The following is a 16,290-nucleotide window of genomic DNA, read 5'->3' as shown; positions in this document are numbered from 1 at the left end:
TGGAAATGCGGTCTGCTACGGCAGGGTTTCATCCTGCAATCCGGCAAGGCTTGGGTTTGCCTGCGTATTATAAGGCTGCCTTGTGTGCCGCGAAGTGCCGGTAACGGGCGGGGTGTTTTGAAAATGCCGTCTGAAACGGTTTCAGACGGCATTTCGATGTCGGCGGCGGCTTTGCGGAATCAGCCTTTGAAGCGTTTGAACACCAGCGTGCCGTTGGTGCCGCCGAAGCCGAAGGAGTTGGAGATGGCAACGTCGATTTCCACGTCGCGTGCTTCGTTGGCGCAGTAGTCCAGATCGCAACCGGCTTCGATGTCCTGTTCAACAAGGTTGATGGTCGGTGGAACTTTGCCGTCGTGTATCGCCAAAATGCTGTACACCGCCTCCACGCCGCCCGCCGCGCCGAGCAGGTGGCCGGTCATGGATTTGGTCGAGCTGACGACGGTTTTGTAGGCGTGTTCGCCGAACGCGCGTTTGAGGGCTTTGGTTTCGTTGGCATCGCCCAAGGGGGTGGACGTGCCGTGTGCGTTGACGTAATCCACGTCTTCGGGATTCAGTCCGGCATCTTTCAGTGCGCGGGTAACGGCGAGCGCAGGGCCTTCTTCGTTCGGCGCGGTAATGTGGTAGGCATCGGAACTCATCCCGAAGCCGACGATTTCGGCGTAGATTTTCGCGCCGCGTTTTTTGGCGTGTTCCAATTCTTCCAACACCAATACGCCCGCGCCTTCGCCGATAACGAAGCCGTCGCGGCCTTTGTCCCACGGACGGGAAGCGGCGGCGGGGTCGTCGTTGCGGGTGGAGAGGGCTTTCATCGCGGCAAAACCGCCCACGCCCAAAGTGCTGATTGCGCCTTCGGCACCGCCTGCAATCATCACATCTGCGTCGCCGTATTTAATTAGTCGGGCGGAATCGCCGATGGCGTGCGCGCCGGTGGTGCAGGCGGAAACCATCCCGTAGCTGGGGCCGCGGTAGCCTTTGAGGATGGTAACGTGTCCGGAAATCAGGTTGATCAGCGAGCCGGGGATGAAGAAAGGGTTGATTTTGCGCGCGCCGCCTTCGATTACGGCTTTGCCTGTGGCCTCGATGCTGGGCAGTCCGCCGATGCCGGAACCGATGTTTACGCCGACGCGGTCTTTATCGAGGTTTTCCACATCGTCCAAACCCGAATCGGCGATTGCCTGAAGCGCGGCGGCGATGCCGTAGTGGATGAATACGTCCATCCGGCGCGCTTCTTTCGCGCTGATGTATTGTCCGATGTCGAAACCGCGCACTTCGCCGGCGACACGGCTGTTGATGTCGGATGCGTCAAAGCGGGTAATCGCGCCGATGCCGCTTTTGCCGGCGAGCAGGTTGTTCCAAGCCTCTGCGACAGTGTTGCCGACAGGGGAAACCTGACCTAAGCCTGTAATGACTACTCTTCTCTGACTCATGATAACCTCGCTGTTGGTTGTCGGAATGGGGGCATATGCGGCTGTCGTGCAGATGCCGTCTGAAATTTGCGGCAGGAGTTCAAACAGTTTGCCATATAAGGGAAAAGCCTCTATTGCGCGGTGCAGCAGAGGCTGTTGTGTCGGGCGACGACCGGTTAGCCGTTGTGGGCATTGATGTAGTCGATAGCCAGTTGGACGGTGGTGATTTTTTCGGCATCTTCGTCGGGGATTTCGCAACCAAAGGCTTCTTCCAAAGCCATAACCAGCTCCACGGTGTCCAAAGAATCCGCGCCCAAGTCGTCTTGGAAGGAAGATTCGTTTTTCACGTCGGCTTCGTTTACGCCCAGTTGTTCAGCAACAATTTTTTTAACTTGTTGTTCGATGTTTGACATATCAGTCGTTCCTTTATGCCTTGCGGCAGGTTGTTTAAGGGAAATAAATCGGTGGTATTGTACCGACTTTTAATAGAGTTTTCTATCTAATGCCTATTATATCAATATTTGCGGATTTGTACATTTTTGGGTGCGGCGGGTTTTGTCGTTCAAGTTTGACCTGTGTGCCGTATGTTTGGCGGGATTTCGGTTAAAATGACGGCATTTCCATCTGAAGCAGAAAGCCCTGTCATGTATCCACTTGCCCGCCGCATCCTGTTTGCACTTGATGCCGAGAAAGCCCACCACTTCACGCTCGACGCGCTCAACACGGTTTATAAATTGGGTCTGATTCCCGTAACCGACAACCGTACCAAACCTGTAAAACTGATGGGTATGGATTTGCCCAACCCTGTCGGACTTGCCGCAGGGCTCGATAAAAACGGCGAATACATCGACGCTTTGGGCGCGCTCGGTTTCGGCTTCATCGAAATCGGCACGGTTACGCCCAAACCGCAGCCCGGCAACCCGCAGCCGCGCCTCTTCCGCGTTCCCGAACACCAAGGCATCATCAACCGCATGGGTTTCAACAACCACGGCATCGACGCGATGATACGCAACATCGAAAAAAGTAAATTCAGTGGCGTATTGGGCATCAACATCGGCAAAAACGCGGTTACGCCCATCGAAAACGCCGCCGATGATTATTTAATCTGCCTCGAAAAAGCCTACGCGCACGCAAGCTACATCACCGTCAACATTTCCTCGCCCAACACCAAAAACCTCCGCGCGCTGCAAGGCGGCGGCGAATTGGGCGCATTGCTCGAGGCTTTGAAAAACAAACAGGCACAGCTTGCCGCCGCCCACGGCAAATACGTTCCGCTCGCCGTCAAAATCGCCCCCGATTTAGATGAGACGCAAATCGAAGACATCGCCCGCGTCGTCAAATCCGTCGAAATGGACGGCATCATCGCCACCAATACCACCATCGACAAATCAAGCCTCGGCAGCCATCCGCTCGCAGGCGAGCAGGGCGGTTTGAGCGGGCTGCCCGTTCATGAAAAAAGTAATCGGGTGTTGAAGCTGTTGGCAGATCACATCGACGGCAAGCTGCCGATTATCGGCGTAGGCGGCATCATGAACGGCAAGGACGCGGCAGAGAAAATCCGCTTGGGCGCGACCGCCGTCCAGGTGTACAGCGGATTGATATACAAAGGTCCGGCATTGGTCAAAGAATGTTTGAAGGCTTTGGCGCGATGACGCGTTCCGCCCAAAATGCCGTCTGAACGCACGTTTTGCCGTTCAGACGGCATTTTCGTTTCCTTTTTCCGCCTGCCGCCCCTTGAAAATCCCTTACGCGCCGCCCTGTTTGAAACAAAGCAAACGCCCGCCGCGAACCGGATAATCTTGATACGCAGCCAAAGCAAGCCCGGCGGTAAGTTGTTAAACATATAAGTAATTGATATAAAAAATAATTTATACTGTGGCGGACGGCTTGGGAAAACGCAAAATATTAACGGCATTGAAATTCATGATGTGGAAAATAAGGATATGGGGATAAAAATAGATTTTAAGTTTAAGGATTCGATATGTTTAAGGACGAACTAAATGAATTTATCCGATTGATATCCGATCCGGAAAGTGAATTGGATGAATGGTATTTGAGCGATTTTAAAGATGAACATATATGGAAAATGCGAAGTTACGAAGCATTTTCATGTTTGCGTGAAACAGTCCCCTATTTGTTTGCTTATCCCCGATACGGGTATGAGCTGTTGGAAATAATTTCCGCGTTAAAAGAAACATCTGATACGACAGAATTATTTTATGAGCCGGGTATCGTGCCTTTGCTGATTGATTTATATAAAGAAGATAGTTATCTGATAAATATGGTCAAACGGATATTCAAATGATGAAAGGGGCTCGGGCGTTTGCTTGGTGGAAGGCAGCTAATCCAATTTGAAGGACGCGGAAGCCGATACGTTAAAGGGTGGGAAATGGAAAACGGGCAACGGAATAACCGGGTTCCTTTGGAAAAAAGGATTTTTTATCTGGAGCATTTGGGGCGGTATCTGATGATTTGCGCCTTATCGGATTATTCCCAAAACAAACATACTGTCGTTATGGCAAATTTCCTCTATCCGGATGACAAAACGGATTGGCGGAATTTGGATGATTTATTCAATGAGTTGGTTTTAGAGGAATTGCAGGCTTCATTTATGGATTGGCATCCGACTGTTGAAGAGGCAATCAGCCGTCATTTGGAAGACTTTTCGTAACAGGCATAATCGGAAGGGGCGGAATGACGGAGCAGGCAACCGGAGTAAAAAATGAACCTTGATTTAACCGCGCAAAAAGTCCGCCTTTCTTGGAAGGATATTCTGTGGGGATATGAGAATAAATACTTGGGTTGGGCTGATGTGGCAGCTTATGCCCGAAAAATGACGCTTTCAGATCATGATGAACGCGTGTTCAAGCTATCTTTAATCAACAAATCCAATATTTTTGAATTAAAACCTGTTCTGGAAGATTTGGCTTCGGAAATGAGGGATTATTCCCCTAAAAATTGGCTGTACGTCCTCTTAAGCGATGTATTCCATAGAAAAGAAGAATTTGAGGATCCTTTGGGGGAAGTTGAAAAAATTTATGCAGATTTCGATTATCCGGAAGAAATAGAATCATTTGTCAGATATATGCCGCCTAAAGACGGTTATACCCCTTCCCATCATCGTGATGAAGAAAATATTGCCCGGCTGTATCTGAATTGGGCAAAATATTTGGGCAAATAAGGCAGGCCGGATTCAAATGCCGTCTGAAATGGGCTTTCAGACGGCATTTTGATTATCCCTTATAATTAGGTCATTTTTATTTTCTCATCAGCAGATACTATCATGGCAACCATTCACACCCTTCTCCTTGTTGACGGCTCTTCTTATCTCTACCGCGCTTATCACGCGATGGCGCAATTGACCGCGCCTGACGGTGCGCCGACGGGGGCGATGTATGGCGTGTTGAACATGCTGCGTCGGCTGCGCTCGGATTATGTGCACGATTATTGCGCGGTAGTGTTTGATGCGAAGGGCAAGAATTTCCGCCACGAGATGTTCCCCGACTATAAGGCGACGCGCCCGCCGATGCCGGACGATTTGCGCCCGCAGGCGGAAGCCTTGCCGGATTTGGTGCGGCTGATGGGCTGGCCGGTGCTGGTGATTCCGCAAGTCGAAGCGGACGACGTTATCGGCACGCTGGCGACAATGGCCGGCGAAGCGGGTTGGAATGTGGTGGTGTCCACCGGCGATAAGGACATGGCGCAGTTGGTGAACGAGCGCGTAACGCTGGTGAACACGATGAGCGGCGAAACGCTGGATATTGAAGGCGTGAAGGAAAAATTCGGCGTGCGCCCCGACCAAATCCGCGATTATCTCGCGCTGATGGGTGATAAGGTGGACAACGTGCCGGGCGTGGAGAAGTGCGGCCCGAAAACGGCGGTGAAATGGCTGGAAGCCTACGGCTCGTTGCAAGGCGTGATGGAACACGCGGCGGAAGTCAAGGGCAAAGTGGGCGAAAACCTGCAAGCCGCTTTGGAACAACTGCCGCTGTCGTATGATTTGGTAACGATTAAAACCGATGTGGACTTGCACACCGAGCTTTCAGACGGCCTCGAAAGCCTGCGCCGCACACCGCCGAAATGGGCGCAACTGGTTGTCGATTTCAAACGCTGGGGCTTCCGCACCTGGCTGAAAGAAGCGGAAAGCCGTATGCACGAAGCGGCGGACGGCGATTTGTTCGGCAGCGATACGATAGGCGAACAGGCGGCGTTGGACATGGAAACGTCGTCTGAAAAAATCATAGAGCATGCCCCAGCCCCTGAAAAACTGGATTATCAAGCCATTACCACTGAAGCGCAGTTTGCCGCCTTGTTGGACAAACTGGCGCAGGCGGAAAAAATCGGCATTGATACGGAAACTACGTCCCTAGACGCGATGAATGCCGCGCTGGTCGGCATCAGCATCGCGTTCCAAGCAGGCGAAGCGGTTTACATCCCCGTAGGACACAGCCTGACTGCCGCGCCCGAACAGCTTGATTTGCAAGACGTATTAGGCCGTCTGAAACCGCATTTGGAAAATCCCGCCCTGAAAAAAATCGGGCAAAACCTCAAATACGACCAACACGTTTTCGCCAACTACGGTATCGCGCTGAACGGCATTGCCGGCGACGCGATGCTCGCTTCCTACATCATCGAGAGCCATCTCGGACACGGTTTGGACGAATTGTCCGAACGCTGGCTGGGCTTGGAAACCATTACCTACGAATCGCTGTGCGGCAAAGGCGCGAAGCAAATCGGTTTTGCCGATGTCGCCATCGGGCAGGCAACCGAATACGCCGCCCAAGACGCCGATTTCGCCTTGCGCCTCGAAGCACACCTGCGCGCGCAAATGGACGAAAAACAGCTTGAAATGTATGAAAAAATGGAGCTGCCCGTCGCGCAGGTATTGTTTGAAATGGAACGCAACGGCGTGCAAATCGACCGCGCCGAACTCGCCCGCCAAAGCGCGGAACTCGGCGCGGAGCTGATGAAGCTTGAACAGGAAGCCTACGCCGCCGCAGGCCAGCCGTTCAACCTCAACTCGCCGAAACAGCTGCAAGAAATCCTGTTCGACAAAATGGGCATTCCCACCAAAGGCCTGAAAAAAACCGCCAAAGGCGGCATTTCCACCAACGAAGCCGTGCTCGAACAGCTCGCGCCCGACTACCCCCTGCCCAAAATCATCCTGCAAAACCGCAGCTTGGCGAAACTCAAATCCACCTACACCGACAAACTGCCCGAAATGATTTCCCTCAAAGACGGCCGCGTGCATACCACCTACGCCCAAGCCGTCGCCATTACCGGCCGCCTCGCCAGCAATAACCCCAACCTGCAAAACATCCCCATCCGCACCGCCGAAGGTAGAAAAGTCCGCCGCGCCTTTACCGCGCCGCCGGGCAGCGTCATCGTTTCCGCTGACTATTCCCAAATCGAGCTGCGCATCATGGCGCACCTCTCCGGCGACAAAACCCTCATCGCTGCGTTCCAAAACGGCGAAGACGTACACCGCCGCACCGCCGCCGAAGTATTCGGCATCGACCCCGAGAACGTCTCGCCCGAACAACGCCGCTACGCCAAAACCATCAACTTCGGCCTGATTTACGGCATGGGCCAATACGGCCTCGCCAAATCACTGGGCATCGACAACATCTCCGCCAAAAACTTTATCGACCGCTACTTCGCCCGCTACCCCGGCGTCGCCGAATACATGCAGCGCACCAAAGAACAAGCCGCCGCGCAAGGCTTTGTCGAAACCCTGTTCGGTCGCCGCCTCTACCTGCCCGACATCCGCAACAAAAACGCCAACGCCCGCGCAGGAGCCGAGCGCGCCGCCATCAACGCCCCCATGCAGGGCACCGCGTCCGACCTCATCAAACGCGCCATGATAGACGTGCGAAACTGGCTTTCAGACGGCATCGGTAGCAAACTGGTCATGCAGGTGCATGACGAACTGGTACTGGAAGTACCTGAAGCCGAACTGGATTTAGTCAAAGAAAAACTGCCGCAGATTATGGCGAAAGTGGACGGCGGATTATTGGATGTACCGCTGGTGGCTGAGGTTGGCGTAGGGGAGAATTGGGAAGAGGCGCATTGAGAATGCACAAGTATTGAACTGTTACGTTTTGATTTATCAAAATTTAAGGAAGTAAAATACTTGATTCAAATGATTGGAAATCAATAGTATTAAATATTGTTTGCGGTATTGTTACAGCTATTATTGTAGGTATATTTACCGGTTTATGGGAAAAATCCAGATATAAATGTCAAGAATGGGTATCTGGAAATTCTGATCGGATACTTGTTCAAGATACGTCGTTTTATCCTAATGATATAAAAGCCTAGAGGAGCTATGAAGTAAAAAGATTTATTGGCGAAGTGTCTTTTTATACACTTACTTATTTGATTATTTTGGCATTTTATCCTATGCCGATTTTATTCAACGACCCTTTTGGTACAAATCGGCTTTATTTGAGTCAAACCAAATATATTGGAATGTATTTTCCTGAAATCTCAATGACTGGCGGATACGCTAATATTTTTGTATGGTTTATTACGCTTACCTTATATGTTCCAATTTTTGGGCTGTCTAAGTTAATGACAAAATGTTTATGGTATCCGTTGATAAACATATTTTGGGACGATAACGAAAATTTGGATAAGGTTGGATTTCTCATTTCTATTGCTTTGAAATCATTATTTATATCAGCTTGTGTGCAGTGGTTATGTTTTGATACGGAATTTTTGCAGGCATTGGAAAATGTCTTAATTTTAACTGTTTTTCCAATTGTTTTTGCGCTATCACAAAATCGGTACCGGCAAGCCGCAGCCTGGATGCCTATTTAGTTGCGCGCGACGGTTGAAACCTAAAACCCGACCCATGCCGTCTGAAGCCCGATAATCCGGGTTTCAGACGGCATCGGGTTACGGCTGCATTTTCAGATGGTGCGGATTTGCCGGTCTGAAATGCCGGATACGCATTTTGCCATCATTTGAAGCTATTTTAACTGGTTGTGTTTTAGTAATCTGTTGATTTCAATTATCTGCAAGGGAAAAGACAATTATTTTTCGGTTGGGAAGAAAGTTATCCTATTGAATATATTGAAGATAATTATATCTATCAATACTATATTAAAATATGGCCTGTTAATTTTTCGGACTAAAACAACTTTATCCGCCCCAGCCTGTTTCGCGGCACTATTTTGAAACGCAGCCGTTTGTTCTGGCGGTGTTTGAACAATCGGTACGATTCCGGCTGTTGCAAGGCGGTTATTCCTAAGTTCGGGCGGCAAACCGCCCTATCGGATACAAAATATTTTCCTCGCCGTTGCGGGATTGAAACCCATCCGGATACCGCCTTGTTTTCAGGATTTGCGGGAAAAAAAGTAATGCGCCCCTTTGGCTGGGTGCAATATATAAGGCTTCCCCACGTCCGGCCGCGTGCCAACCGTCGTCAGGCGGTCTTTAACCTGCTTAACGGTATCCCCTCATCAGGCTGTAACCGTTGGCTTTCATGCAGTAGAAAACCAGCTTGGCGGCTTTCTGTTTTTCCAAACGGTTTGCATCGACATCCTTGCGGCAGTAGCCCAATTGGTCGAGTGCCTCTTGCTTGGAGGCCCCGTCCTTATGCCAATATGCATACGGTGTGGCGCAGGCAGCCAAGAGGGCTGCCGATACCGACATCAAAGCAATACGGTTCACTCTCATTTTTTACCCTTCTGAATAAAATTTAAAAAATTTTAATGTGCTGCATTTGAAATATTATTCTATTTTACAAATTTATTCAACTATAGTTTTATTTTAGTAAGCTATAGTTTATTGTTTGAATATTGGGATTTTTCCATACTCCATGCATGGAAAAACCGACCACCCCAAACCCCTACCGCCTTATCTTCGCCCAAAATATGAGGCAGGTCAGGCGTTTGAAAGAGCTTTCTCAAGAAGAGTTGGCTTTCAGTGCGCGTGTAAGCAAAACCTATATCAGCGAAATAGAACGCGGCAGCCGTTCGGTTTCCATTGATGTGATGGGTCAGATTGCCGATGCGTTGGGTATGCCTTTGGAAGAACTGGTTAGGAAAGACCTGCTGCAACTCAGATAATGTCGGCGCACCCGCCCTATGCTGCCGCCGTCCGCCATCGTACAGTTTCTGTTTTGTTTTCAAACGTCATCCTTCCGTTTCTATTAAAATAGCGCATTCCACTTTTCAGACGGCATCCCTATGTTTCCCGACCAATCCGCCCCCAACCTCCTGCAAGGCTTAAACCCCGAACAACTTTCCGCCGTAACCTGGCCGCCGCAATCCGCCCTCGTTTTGGCGGGCGCAGGCAGCGGCAAAACCCGCGTGCTGACCACGCGCATCGCATGGCTGTTGCAAACCGGTCAGGCAAGCGTGCATAGCATTATGGCGGTAACGTTTACCAACAAAGCCGCCAAAGAAATGCAAACCCGACTCGGCGCGATGATTCCAGTCAACGTCCGCGCCATGTGGCTCGGCACGTTCCACGGCCTCTGCCACCGCTTTTTGCGCCTGCACCACCGCGACGCAGGTCTGCCCTCTTCCTTCCAAATCCTCGACAGCGGCGACCAGCTTTCCCTGATCAAACGCCTGCTCAAAAGCCTAAACATCGCCGAAGAAATCATCGCGCCGCGTTCATTGCAAGGCTTTATCAACGCGCAAAAAGAATCCGGTTTGCGCGCTTCCGTGTTGAGCGCGCCCGACCCGCACACAAGCCGCATGATTGAGTGCTACGCCGAATACGACAAAATCTGCCAACGCGAAGGCGTGGTCGATTTTGCCGAACTCATGCTCCGCAGCTACGAAATGCTGCAAAGCAACGAAATCCTGCGCCGGCACTACCAAAACCGATTCAACCATATTCTGGTCGACGAGTTCCAAGACACCAACAAACTGCAATACGCCTGGCTCAAACTCATGGCGGGCGGCAACGCGGCGGTATTTGCCGTCGGCGACGACGACCAAAGCATCTATCGGTTCCGTGGCGCGCACGTCGGCAACATGACCGCGCTGATGGAAGAATTCCACATCGACGCGCCCGTCAAACTCGAACAAAACTACCGCTCCGTCGGCAATATCCTCGCCGCCGCCAACGCCGTCATCGAAAACAACGACGAACGCCTCGGCAAAAACCTGCGCACCAACGCCGAAGCAGGCGACAAAATCCGCTACTACTCCGCCTTTACCGACCTCGAAGAAGCCCAATTCATCGTGGACGAAACCAAAGCCCTCGAACGCGAAGGCTGGGATTTGGACGAAATCGCCGTCCTCTACCGCAGCAACGCCCAATCGCGCGTCATCGAACAAAGCCTGTTCCGCAGCGGCATTCCCTACAAAATCTACGGTGGGCTGCGCTTTTACGAACGCCAAGAAATCAAACACGCGCTCGCCTACCTGCGCCTTGCCGTCAACCCCGACGACGACAACGCCCTCTTGCGCGTCATCAACTTCCCGCCGCGCGGCATCGGCGCACGCACCGTCGAGAACCTTCAGACGGCATCGCAAGAGCAAGGCGTTTCCCTCTGGCAAGCCGCCTGCAACGCCGGTGCAAAAGCCGCCAAAGTCGCCGCCTTCGTCCGCCTGATTGAAGCCCTGCGCAACCAAGTCGGACAAATGCCCCTGTCCGAAATCATTGTCGGCATCCTCAAAGACAGCGGCCTGACCGAACACTACAAAACCCAAAAAGGCGACAACCAAGACCGCCTCGACAACCTCGACGAACTCGTCAACGCCGCCATCGAATTCAAACCCGAAGACAGCAACTTCGAAACCCTGCCCGAAAACATTTCAGACGACCCCGCCTTCCCCATCCTCGCTTTCTTGAGCAACGCCGCCCTCGAATCCGGCGAAAACCAAGCAGGGGCAGGCGAAAAAGCCGTCCAACTGATGACCGTCCACGCCGCCAAAGGCTTGGAATTTAACGCCGTCTTCCTCACCGGCATGGAAGAAGGCCGCTTCCCCAGCGAAATGAGCCTTGCCGAACGCGGCGGCCTCGAAGAAGAACGCCGCCTCATGTACGTCGCCATCACCCGCGCCAAGAAACGCCTCTACATCACCATGGCGCAGCAAAGAATGCTGCACGGACAAACCCAATTCGGCATCGTCTCCCGCTTCGTCGAAGAAATTCCCCCCGAAGTATTGCACTACCTGTCCGTCAAAAAGACCGCCTACGACAGCTACGGCAGCCCGCGCCCAACCGCCGCGCCCAAAGACAAAATTATCGACGACTACAAACAGCCGCAAACATACGCAGGCTTCCGCATCGGACAAAACGTCCGCCACGCCAAATTCGGCACCGGCGTCATCATCGATGCCGTGGACAAAGGCGAATCCGCCCGCCTGACCATCAACTTCGGCAAACAGGGCGTGAAAGAGCTGGATACCAAGTTTGCGAAATTGGAAGAGGTGTAAATTTAAAATGTAGGTCGAATACTTGTATTCGACAAAAACATTTGACGCGTCTATCGTTTCCGAAAAACCGCTGTTGGAAATGTCGGATTCAAGAATCCGACCTACGGAAAAAAACTGTAGCAAGGACAAGGCAAAAGGCCATCTGAAAACGGGAAGGGCAATTTTGCCGCAACCGCCGCCGCCATTCCCGCGCAGGCGGGAATCCAGACCTTTCGGCACGGAAACTTATCGGATAAAAGGTTTCTTTAGATTCCACGTCCTAGATTCCCGCCTGCACAGGAATGACGGACGGTAAAAGCCGGGTATGAATACCTACCCTCTGTTATCACTGAAATCAATAAGGAAGAACATTATGTCCCAAGTTTTTAAAGATTTTGATTTGTCCTCTGTGTGGGAAACTAATAGTTGGGCAGATGAAAACTACAAAGAAGCCCCGTTTACCCCTGAAATTTTGGCTGCTGTAGAAAGTGAGCTAGGCTATAAATTGCCGCAAAGTTTTATTGCATTGATGGCAGTACAAAACGGCGGAATATTTGTCAAAAACTGCTTTCCGACCACGCAGAGAAATTCGTGGGCAGGCAATCATGTGCAAATTTGCGAGGTATCAGGAATCGGTTTTGAAAAAGAAGGAAGCCTGTGCGGCGAAACAGGGCAAAAACTTTGGCTGGAAGAATGGGAGTATCCGCCCATCGGCGTGTATTTTGCCAACGACCCGTCAGGCGGTCATGCCCTGTTTGCCTTGGACTATCGGGAGTGCGGCAAAAACGGCGAGCCGAAAGTGGTGTTTGTCGAACAAGAATCGGATTTTGAAATCGTCGAACTTGCCCCCGATTTTGAAACCTTTATCCGCAGCTTGCGGCATGAAGATGAGTTTATTGACGAAGAAATATAAAACGGTGGTTGAAAAACCAGAATCATCAAGGGAAAACGGGCGAAATAACAGATAACCGGTTGAATATGTAAGGAAAACGATTCGGCGGAACGTGCCATCCAAGACCTTTGCAAAGAAAAACTGTCCCCGACAGCATTGACATTATTAACAGAACTTATCAAATTTGGAGCTATCTCAAATATAATTCGGTTATCCTTTTGTATCCATTAAATTATATGCTTCAATTAAATGTTGTTCTAGCTCTTGCACTAATTGAGGATTGCGAATTCCTGACACAATCTCAAATTCTTCTGCATCTATGCAAACACCTGCATAAATTTCAATAACAAGGGAACGCAATAATTGAAGTTTTTCTCTTGTTAAAGAAATAATAATGTCATCACCTTTGTAATTGATTATATTCATAATAATTTTATTTTTGCTTGTCAAAGTAAGTTTTGCCTAAGGTTGGTTTAAATGCAGTTCCACCATCTTTTGAATTTGGGTCTCTGATTACAATTGTTCCAGACTTATCATCCCAAATTGCTCTTATGTGTTTGGATTGTAATCTTCGAATTCCCAAGAAAAAAATCGTAATAAGTTTGAAAGTGTCAAATCCCAAGTTTCTTTTGAGCAATATTCTAATATTTTATCAATTTCACTTTTAATAATCTTATGATCAAACTGTTCTAATATTAGTGCATTAGACCAAAAAAAACCTTCTTTATTACAATGATGGGAAATCCATTTAGGAGAACAAATGCAAAGTGAAAAAATAGATGAGCCTTGTTCTCCTTCGATTCCGATATCCAAATCTATCCATCTATGAAAATTATCTGGAATTTCGGGGGTAAATTTTTCAAAATCAATATCATATAAATTTATGCTTTTTAAATCCAATTTAATCATTTTATATTCAAATGTCCATTAGTTAAGGTTTTTCCATCAACACTTCTAGTAACAAAATTAGCTTGCACTCCCGTTGGGTTAAGTGATTCAGGGGTATTTGATTTTGTAGTTGGAGGACGATATAGCCTTGTGCCATCTGCACTTAACATACATCCTTGACAAGATGGACTATTAACTGTTTTAGCTCCGTCTCCAACCCAAATTTTTCCTAACTGTTCAGCCTCTTGACGAGTTGCAGAACCAATACCAAAATTAATTTCTCCCTTTTTATTTGGTTGTATTGTTTTCCAATCATTTACAGCACTTGCTAATCTTGAATCTTGTGCAGCAATGTTTTTTAAGTTTTGCTCAGTTAATTGATTAACTAATTGAGGATAAGTTGCAGCATTGGCTTTTCCTTCCGACGTTATAGATTTAGGTGGTCTATTCCCACCGGCCATTTCCCCGTCTAAAGTCTGCATAGGGCGGGCAGCAGGTGTTTTATAGCCGTTATTTTTAACCCAATCCCATTTGATCGGGTTAAGTTCTACTTTTTTACCTCTCCAAACCGTACCTGCGGCCTCTGCTACGGCAAGGGCAGTTTGGGCAGTAGCTGTAATGTTCGGATGGGCATCAGCCCATTGTCTGGCGGAATTAATGCCGTTTTTACCGCAAAAGCACTGTCCTGTAATAGGCTCGCGGCAGCAAGTTGTGCTTCTGGGCTTGAATTTCCTAATTCATTAATATCTTGTAAAGTTTGCTGCGCAGAGATGTAGGTCGGATATTTGTATCCGACAAAAATATTTGACGCATCTATCGTTTCCGAAATGCCGCTGTTGGAAAATGTCGGATTCGAGAATCCGACCTACGGCTGCTAAAAATTAGATTAGTTTCAAAAATGAAAAATTACTGTTTTTTCATTTTTTATAGCATATTCAAGTACATGAATAATATTTTTCACTAAGGACTCTGTAGAAAAATCTGAATTTTGTAATTTTTCTTTTACAGCCAAAATACTTTCCTTATCTATTAGCCAATCCCCCTCACTTGGTCCAAATAACCAATTATCGGTAATTTCAGAAACAAGCCTCCATAATCCACGATTTTGATATTCAATAATTTGATTTTCCGTAATTTCTACAACTGTTTCAGATTGAATGTTTTTATAAGCCCAATCAATCATTTCAGTATATTCACTAATTGAAACATTGTCTTTTAAACAGAAAATTAATAGGTTGTGTTCATTCATTTGTCTAAGTTCCTGATATGAGTTTGTTGTTGTAAATAATCTTTTGCTTGCTTACCTTGTAAATTACCGGTCTTCACAACATTACCATTTGAATCAAGATACTGTTTTCGTGAATTATCATAGATTCTAAAATAGTTGTTTTCGTTATCTTTTATAATTGTAATTTTTCCATCTAAACTAGTGTATCGAGTTTTGACTTTATCAGGACTTAAAATACCAGGTGCATTGGGAGTTAGTGTTTTGTGCACTGAATCAAAACTTGCTGAACTCCAGTTACTACTAAACTTCTTAAAACTTTGTTTTCTTTTTTCAGCGGCGCTGTTTGGTAAAGATTTGATAGGTTTATTCCCACCTGCCATCTCCCCATCTAAAGTCTGCATAGGGCGGGCAGCAGGTTTTTTATAGCCGGTATTTTTAACCCAATCCCATTTGGTCGGGTTAAGTTCTACTTTTTTACCTCTCCAAACCGTACCTGCAGCCTCTGCTACGGCAAGGGCAGTTTGGGCTGTTGCAGTTATATTCGGATGGGCATCAGCCCATTGTCTGGCGGAATTGATACCGTCTTTTACCGCAAAAGCACTGTCCTGTAATAGGCTCGCGGCAGCAAGTTGTGCTTCCGGACTTAAATTTCCTAAATCATTAATACCTTGTAGAGTCTGCTGAGCGGCTGTATCTGTGACCGGGCTTACCGCACTGTTTGTAATTGCCCCAATCCCTACTCCTTGAAAACCCATTAAAAAAGGATTAACCGCACCTTGGACGATGCCGCGAATATCATCCATACGGTTACCCCACCAATTTTTATTGGGGTCGTTTTCCCATATCAGTTTTCCTGCTTCATCCACACGGCTGAGAAAACCGGAAGCGGCACCGGCATTTTCTTTTAGCCAGCGGTCTGAAAAAGGGGCTTGCGGAACAGTGTTTATCTTTGTTTTTGTAGAAGTTCCTTTGACATAGTAGCTGTATATATCCCTTGCTCCTCCGGGGGGCGGATAATCGCTGCCTTGCGGCCCGTCATATCCATCCTCCGGATGGATTTCCGACCCTGTCCGATGAAGTTGGTAAACAGTAAAACCACCGTCTACACCGCCGCTGAAATCAGAAGTGCTTTTTGAATCATGATTATCGAACGGACTGTGTACTTCATATCCGTGTCCTGAAAAATGGGTTTCATAACCGATAATGCCTTCAAACCCTGTCCGTTCGTGTGTAATAGGCAGTATGGGGCCGACCGCAGTTGCATCAAATGTTTGGACGGCGTAAACCCGATTTTTAACACTGCCGCGGCCATCACCGAACAGATGGTATTTACCACCCGGTTCGTAGTGTTTTGCCTGCATATCATCGCGTAAACGGGCATCCAAACCGTTCGCATGACTAATGGGGATTTGCAGCAACGATATTGCCGCTGCAAACAGCATCATGAATTTTTGAATAGGCAATTTCATTTTGTTTTCCTTGGTAGCAAGCGGT

At 48.7% G+C, this 16,290-nt stretch carries 18 protein-coding genes and 1 pseudogene; 10 read left to right on the top strand and 9 right to left on the bottom strand.

The genetic code is table 11. The features are described from left to right. Positions 1–179: 179 nt before the first annotated feature. Both fabF and acpP read right to left on the bottom strand, forming a co-directional pair. On the bottom strand, positions 180–1,427 hold the full coding sequence (gene fabF, locus Q3O06_RS06815) for a beta-ketoacyl-ACP synthase II (RefSeq protein ID WP_301818207.1): 1,248 nt from the start codon (positions 1,425–1,427) through the stop codon (positions 180–182). A 155-nt stretch (positions 1,428–1,582) separates the two neighbouring features. After that, positions 1,583–1,819 (bottom strand): acyl carrier protein, encoded by a 237-nt coding sequence (acpP, locus tag Q3O06_RS06810; protein ID WP_002215574.1) that lies wholly within the window; start codon positions 1,817–1,819, stop codon positions 1,583–1,585. Between the two features lie 231 nt (positions 1,820–2,050). Between acpP and Q3O06_RS06805 the strand changes: the two genes are divergently transcribed. The 7 genes from Q3O06_RS06805 (at position 2,051) to Q3O06_RS06775 (ending at position 8,228) form a co-directional block, all read left to right on the top strand. Continuing rightward, positions 2,051–3,058 carry a quinone-dependent dihydroorotate dehydrogenase gene (locus Q3O06_RS06805; protein ID WP_301818206.1) on the top strand — a complete coding sequence of 336 codons (1,008 nt, stop codon included), beginning with the start codon at positions 2,051–2,053 and terminating at the stop codon, positions 3,056–3,058. Positions 3,059–3,073: 15 nt separating this feature from the next. Further along, positions 3,074–3,253 (top strand): hypothetical protein, encoded by a 180-nt coding sequence (locus tag Q3O06_RS06800; protein ID WP_301818205.1) that lies wholly within the window; start codon positions 3,074–3,076, stop codon positions 3,251–3,253. Positions 3,254–3,387: 134 nt separating this feature from the next. Beyond that, positions 3,388–3,711: a hypothetical protein gene (locus Q3O06_RS06795; protein ID WP_301818204.1), complete on the top strand. Its 324-nt coding sequence runs from the start codon at positions 3,388–3,390 to the stop codon at positions 3,709–3,711. A gap of 84 nt (positions 3,712–3,795) precedes the next feature. Further along, positions 3,796–4,077 (top strand): hypothetical protein, encoded by a 282-nt coding sequence (locus Q3O06_RS06790; RefSeq protein ID WP_301818203.1) that lies wholly within the window; start codon positions 3,796–3,798, stop codon positions 4,075–4,077. A gap of 51 nt (positions 4,078–4,128) precedes the next feature. Further along, on the top strand, positions 4,129–4,587 hold the full coding sequence (locus tag Q3O06_RS06785; protein ID WP_301818202.1) for a DUF2247 family protein: 459 nt from the start codon (positions 4,129–4,131) through the stop codon (positions 4,585–4,587). Positions 4,588–4,689: 102 nt separating this feature from the next. Then, positions 4,690–7,479, top strand: coding sequence for a DNA polymerase I (polA, locus tag Q3O06_RS06780; RefSeq protein WP_301818201.1), 2,790 nt, complete (start codon positions 4,690–4,692; stop codon positions 7,477–7,479). 329 nt (positions 7,480–7,808) lie between these two features. Next, positions 7,809–8,228: a hypothetical protein gene (locus tag Q3O06_RS06775; protein ID WP_301818200.1), complete on the top strand. Its 420-nt coding sequence runs from the start codon at positions 7,809–7,811 to the stop codon at positions 8,226–8,228. A 627-nt stretch (positions 8,229–8,855) separates the two neighbouring features. Here the strand turns inward: Q3O06_RS06775 and Q3O06_RS06770 are convergent. After that, entirely contained in the window at positions 8,856–9,089 is a 234-nt protein-coding gene (locus tag Q3O06_RS06770) for a hypothetical protein (protein WP_301818199.1), read from the bottom strand. A gap of 146 nt (positions 9,090–9,235) precedes the next feature. Between Q3O06_RS06770 and Q3O06_RS06765 the strand changes: the two genes are divergently transcribed. The 3 genes from Q3O06_RS06765 to Q3O06_RS06755 all read left to right on the top strand — a co-directional run bounded on the left by Q3O06_RS06765 (position 9,236) and on the right by Q3O06_RS06755 (position 12,701). Further along, entirely contained in the window at positions 9,236–9,481 is a 246-nt protein-coding gene (locus Q3O06_RS06765; RefSeq protein ID WP_003753308.1) for a helix-turn-helix domain-containing protein, read from the top strand. A gap of 120 nt (positions 9,482–9,601) precedes the next feature. Beyond that, positions 9,602–11,809, top strand: a complete 2,208-nt coding sequence (gene uvrD, locus Q3O06_RS06760; RefSeq protein WP_301818198.1) for a DNA helicase II — start codon at positions 9,602–9,604, stop codon at positions 11,807–11,809. 352 nt (positions 11,810–12,161) lie between these two features. Continuing rightward, entirely contained in the window at positions 12,162–12,701 is a 540-nt protein-coding gene (locus tag Q3O06_RS06755; RefSeq protein ID WP_301818197.1) for an SMI1/KNR4 family protein, read from the top strand. A 189-nt stretch (positions 12,702–12,890) separates the two neighbouring features. On the opposite strand, the gene Q3O06_RS06750 is transcribed toward Q3O06_RS06755, so the two are convergent. The 6 genes and pseudogenes from Q3O06_RS06750 to mafB all read right to left on the bottom strand — a co-directional run bounded on the left by Q3O06_RS06750 (position 12,891) and on the right by mafB (position 16,265). Continuing rightward, on the bottom strand, positions 12,891–13,106 hold the full coding sequence (locus Q3O06_RS06750) for a hypothetical protein (RefSeq protein ID WP_301818196.1): 216 nt from the start codon (positions 13,104–13,106) through the stop codon (positions 12,891–12,893). Between the two features lie 123 nt (positions 13,107–13,229). Beyond that, on the bottom strand, positions 13,230–13,589 hold the full coding sequence (locus Q3O06_RS06745) for an immunity 8 family protein (RefSeq protein WP_002215099.1): 360 nt from the start codon (positions 13,587–13,589) through the stop codon (positions 13,230–13,232). Next, positions 13,586–13,999 (bottom strand): hypothetical protein, encoded by a 414-nt coding sequence (locus Q3O06_RS06740; protein WP_373323505.1) that lies wholly within the window; start codon positions 13,997–13,999, stop codon positions 13,586–13,588. Before Q3O06_RS06740 ends, Q3O06_RS06745 begins: the two co-directional genes overlap by 4 nt. Then, a pseudogene (locus Q3O06_RS06735) lies at positions 14,000–14,346 on the bottom strand (MafB family polymorphic toxin); the annotation flags it as partial. A 114-nt stretch (positions 14,347–14,460) separates the two neighbouring features. Next, positions 14,461–14,817, bottom strand: coding sequence for a DNA mimic protein DMP12 (locus tag Q3O06_RS06730; protein ID WP_118792982.1), 357 nt, complete (start codon positions 14,815–14,817; stop codon positions 14,461–14,463). After that, positions 14,814–16,265, bottom strand: a complete 1,452-nt coding sequence (gene mafB, locus Q3O06_RS06725) for a polymorphic toxin MafB class 3 (RefSeq protein WP_301818195.1) — start codon at positions 16,263–16,265, stop codon at positions 14,814–14,816. Before mafB ends, Q3O06_RS06730 begins: the two co-directional genes overlap by 4 nt. Between the last annotated feature and the right edge of the window lie 25 nt (positions 16,266–16,290).

Source organism: Neisseria maigaei, from assembly GCF_958267405.1.
In the GTDB taxonomy this organism is placed as follows: Bacteria; Pseudomonadota; Gammaproteobacteria; order Burkholderiales; family Neisseriaceae; genus Neisseria; species Neisseria bergeri.
This window is presented reverse-complemented; position numbering and strand designations above follow the sequence as displayed.

Excerpts from the sequence above, each read along its gene's own strand:
- fabF (WP_301818207.1), bottom strand. The coding sequence starts at position 1,427 with ATGAGTCAGAGAAGAGTAGTCATTACAGGCTTAGGTCAGGTTTCCCCT.
- acpP (WP_002215574.1), bottom strand. The coding sequence starts at position 1,819 with ATGTCAAACATCGAACAACAAGTTAAAAAAATTGTTGCTGAACAACTG.
- Q3O06_RS06805 (WP_301818206.1), top strand. The coding sequence starts at position 2,051 with ATGTATCCACTTGCCCGCCGCATCCTGTTTGCACTTGATGCCGAGAAA.
- Q3O06_RS06800 (WP_301818205.1), top strand. The coding sequence starts at position 3,074 with ATGCCGTCTGAACGCACGTTTTGCCGTTCAGACGGCATTTTCGTTTCC.
- Q3O06_RS06795 (WP_301818204.1), top strand. The coding sequence starts at position 3,388 with ATGTTTAAGGACGAACTAAATGAATTTATCCGATTGATATCCGATCCG.
- Q3O06_RS06790 (WP_301818203.1), top strand. The coding sequence starts at position 3,796 with ATGGAAAACGGGCAACGGAATAACCGGGTTCCTTTGGAAAAAAGGATT.
- Q3O06_RS06785 (WP_301818202.1), top strand. The coding sequence starts at position 4,129 with ATGAACCTTGATTTAACCGCGCAAAAAGTCCGCCTTTCTTGGAAGGAT.
- polA (WP_301818201.1), top strand. The coding sequence starts at position 4,690 with ATGGCAACCATTCACACCCTTCTCCTTGTTGACGGCTCTTCTTATCTC.
- Q3O06_RS06775 (WP_301818200.1), top strand. The coding sequence starts at position 7,809 with ATGCCGATTTTATTCAACGACCCTTTTGGTACAAATCGGCTTTATTTG.
- Q3O06_RS06770 (WP_301818199.1), bottom strand. The coding sequence starts at position 9,089 with ATGAGAGTGAACCGTATTGCTTTGATGTCGGTATCGGCAGCCCTCTTG.
- Q3O06_RS06765 (WP_003753308.1), top strand. The coding sequence starts at position 9,236 with ATGGAAAAACCGACCACCCCAAACCCCTACCGCCTTATCTTCGCCCAA.
- uvrD (WP_301818198.1), top strand. The coding sequence starts at position 9,602 with ATGTTTCCCGACCAATCCGCCCCCAACCTCCTGCAAGGCTTAAACCCC.
- Q3O06_RS06755 (WP_301818197.1), top strand. The coding sequence starts at position 12,162 with ATGTCCCAAGTTTTTAAAGATTTTGATTTGTCCTCTGTGTGGGAAACT.
- Q3O06_RS06750 (WP_301818196.1), bottom strand. The coding sequence starts at position 13,106 with ATGAATATAATCAATTACAAAGGTGATGACATTATTATTTCTTTAACA.
- Q3O06_RS06745 (WP_002215099.1), bottom strand. The coding sequence starts at position 13,589 with ATGATTAAATTGGATTTAAAAAGCATAAATTTATATGATATTGATTTT.
- Q3O06_RS06730 (WP_118792982.1), bottom strand. The coding sequence starts at position 14,817 with ATGAATGAACACAACCTATTAATTTTCTGTTTAAAAGACAATGTTTCA.
- mafB (WP_301818195.1), bottom strand. The coding sequence starts at position 16,265 with ATGAAATTGCCTATTCAAAAATTCATGATGCTGTTTGCAGCGGCAATA.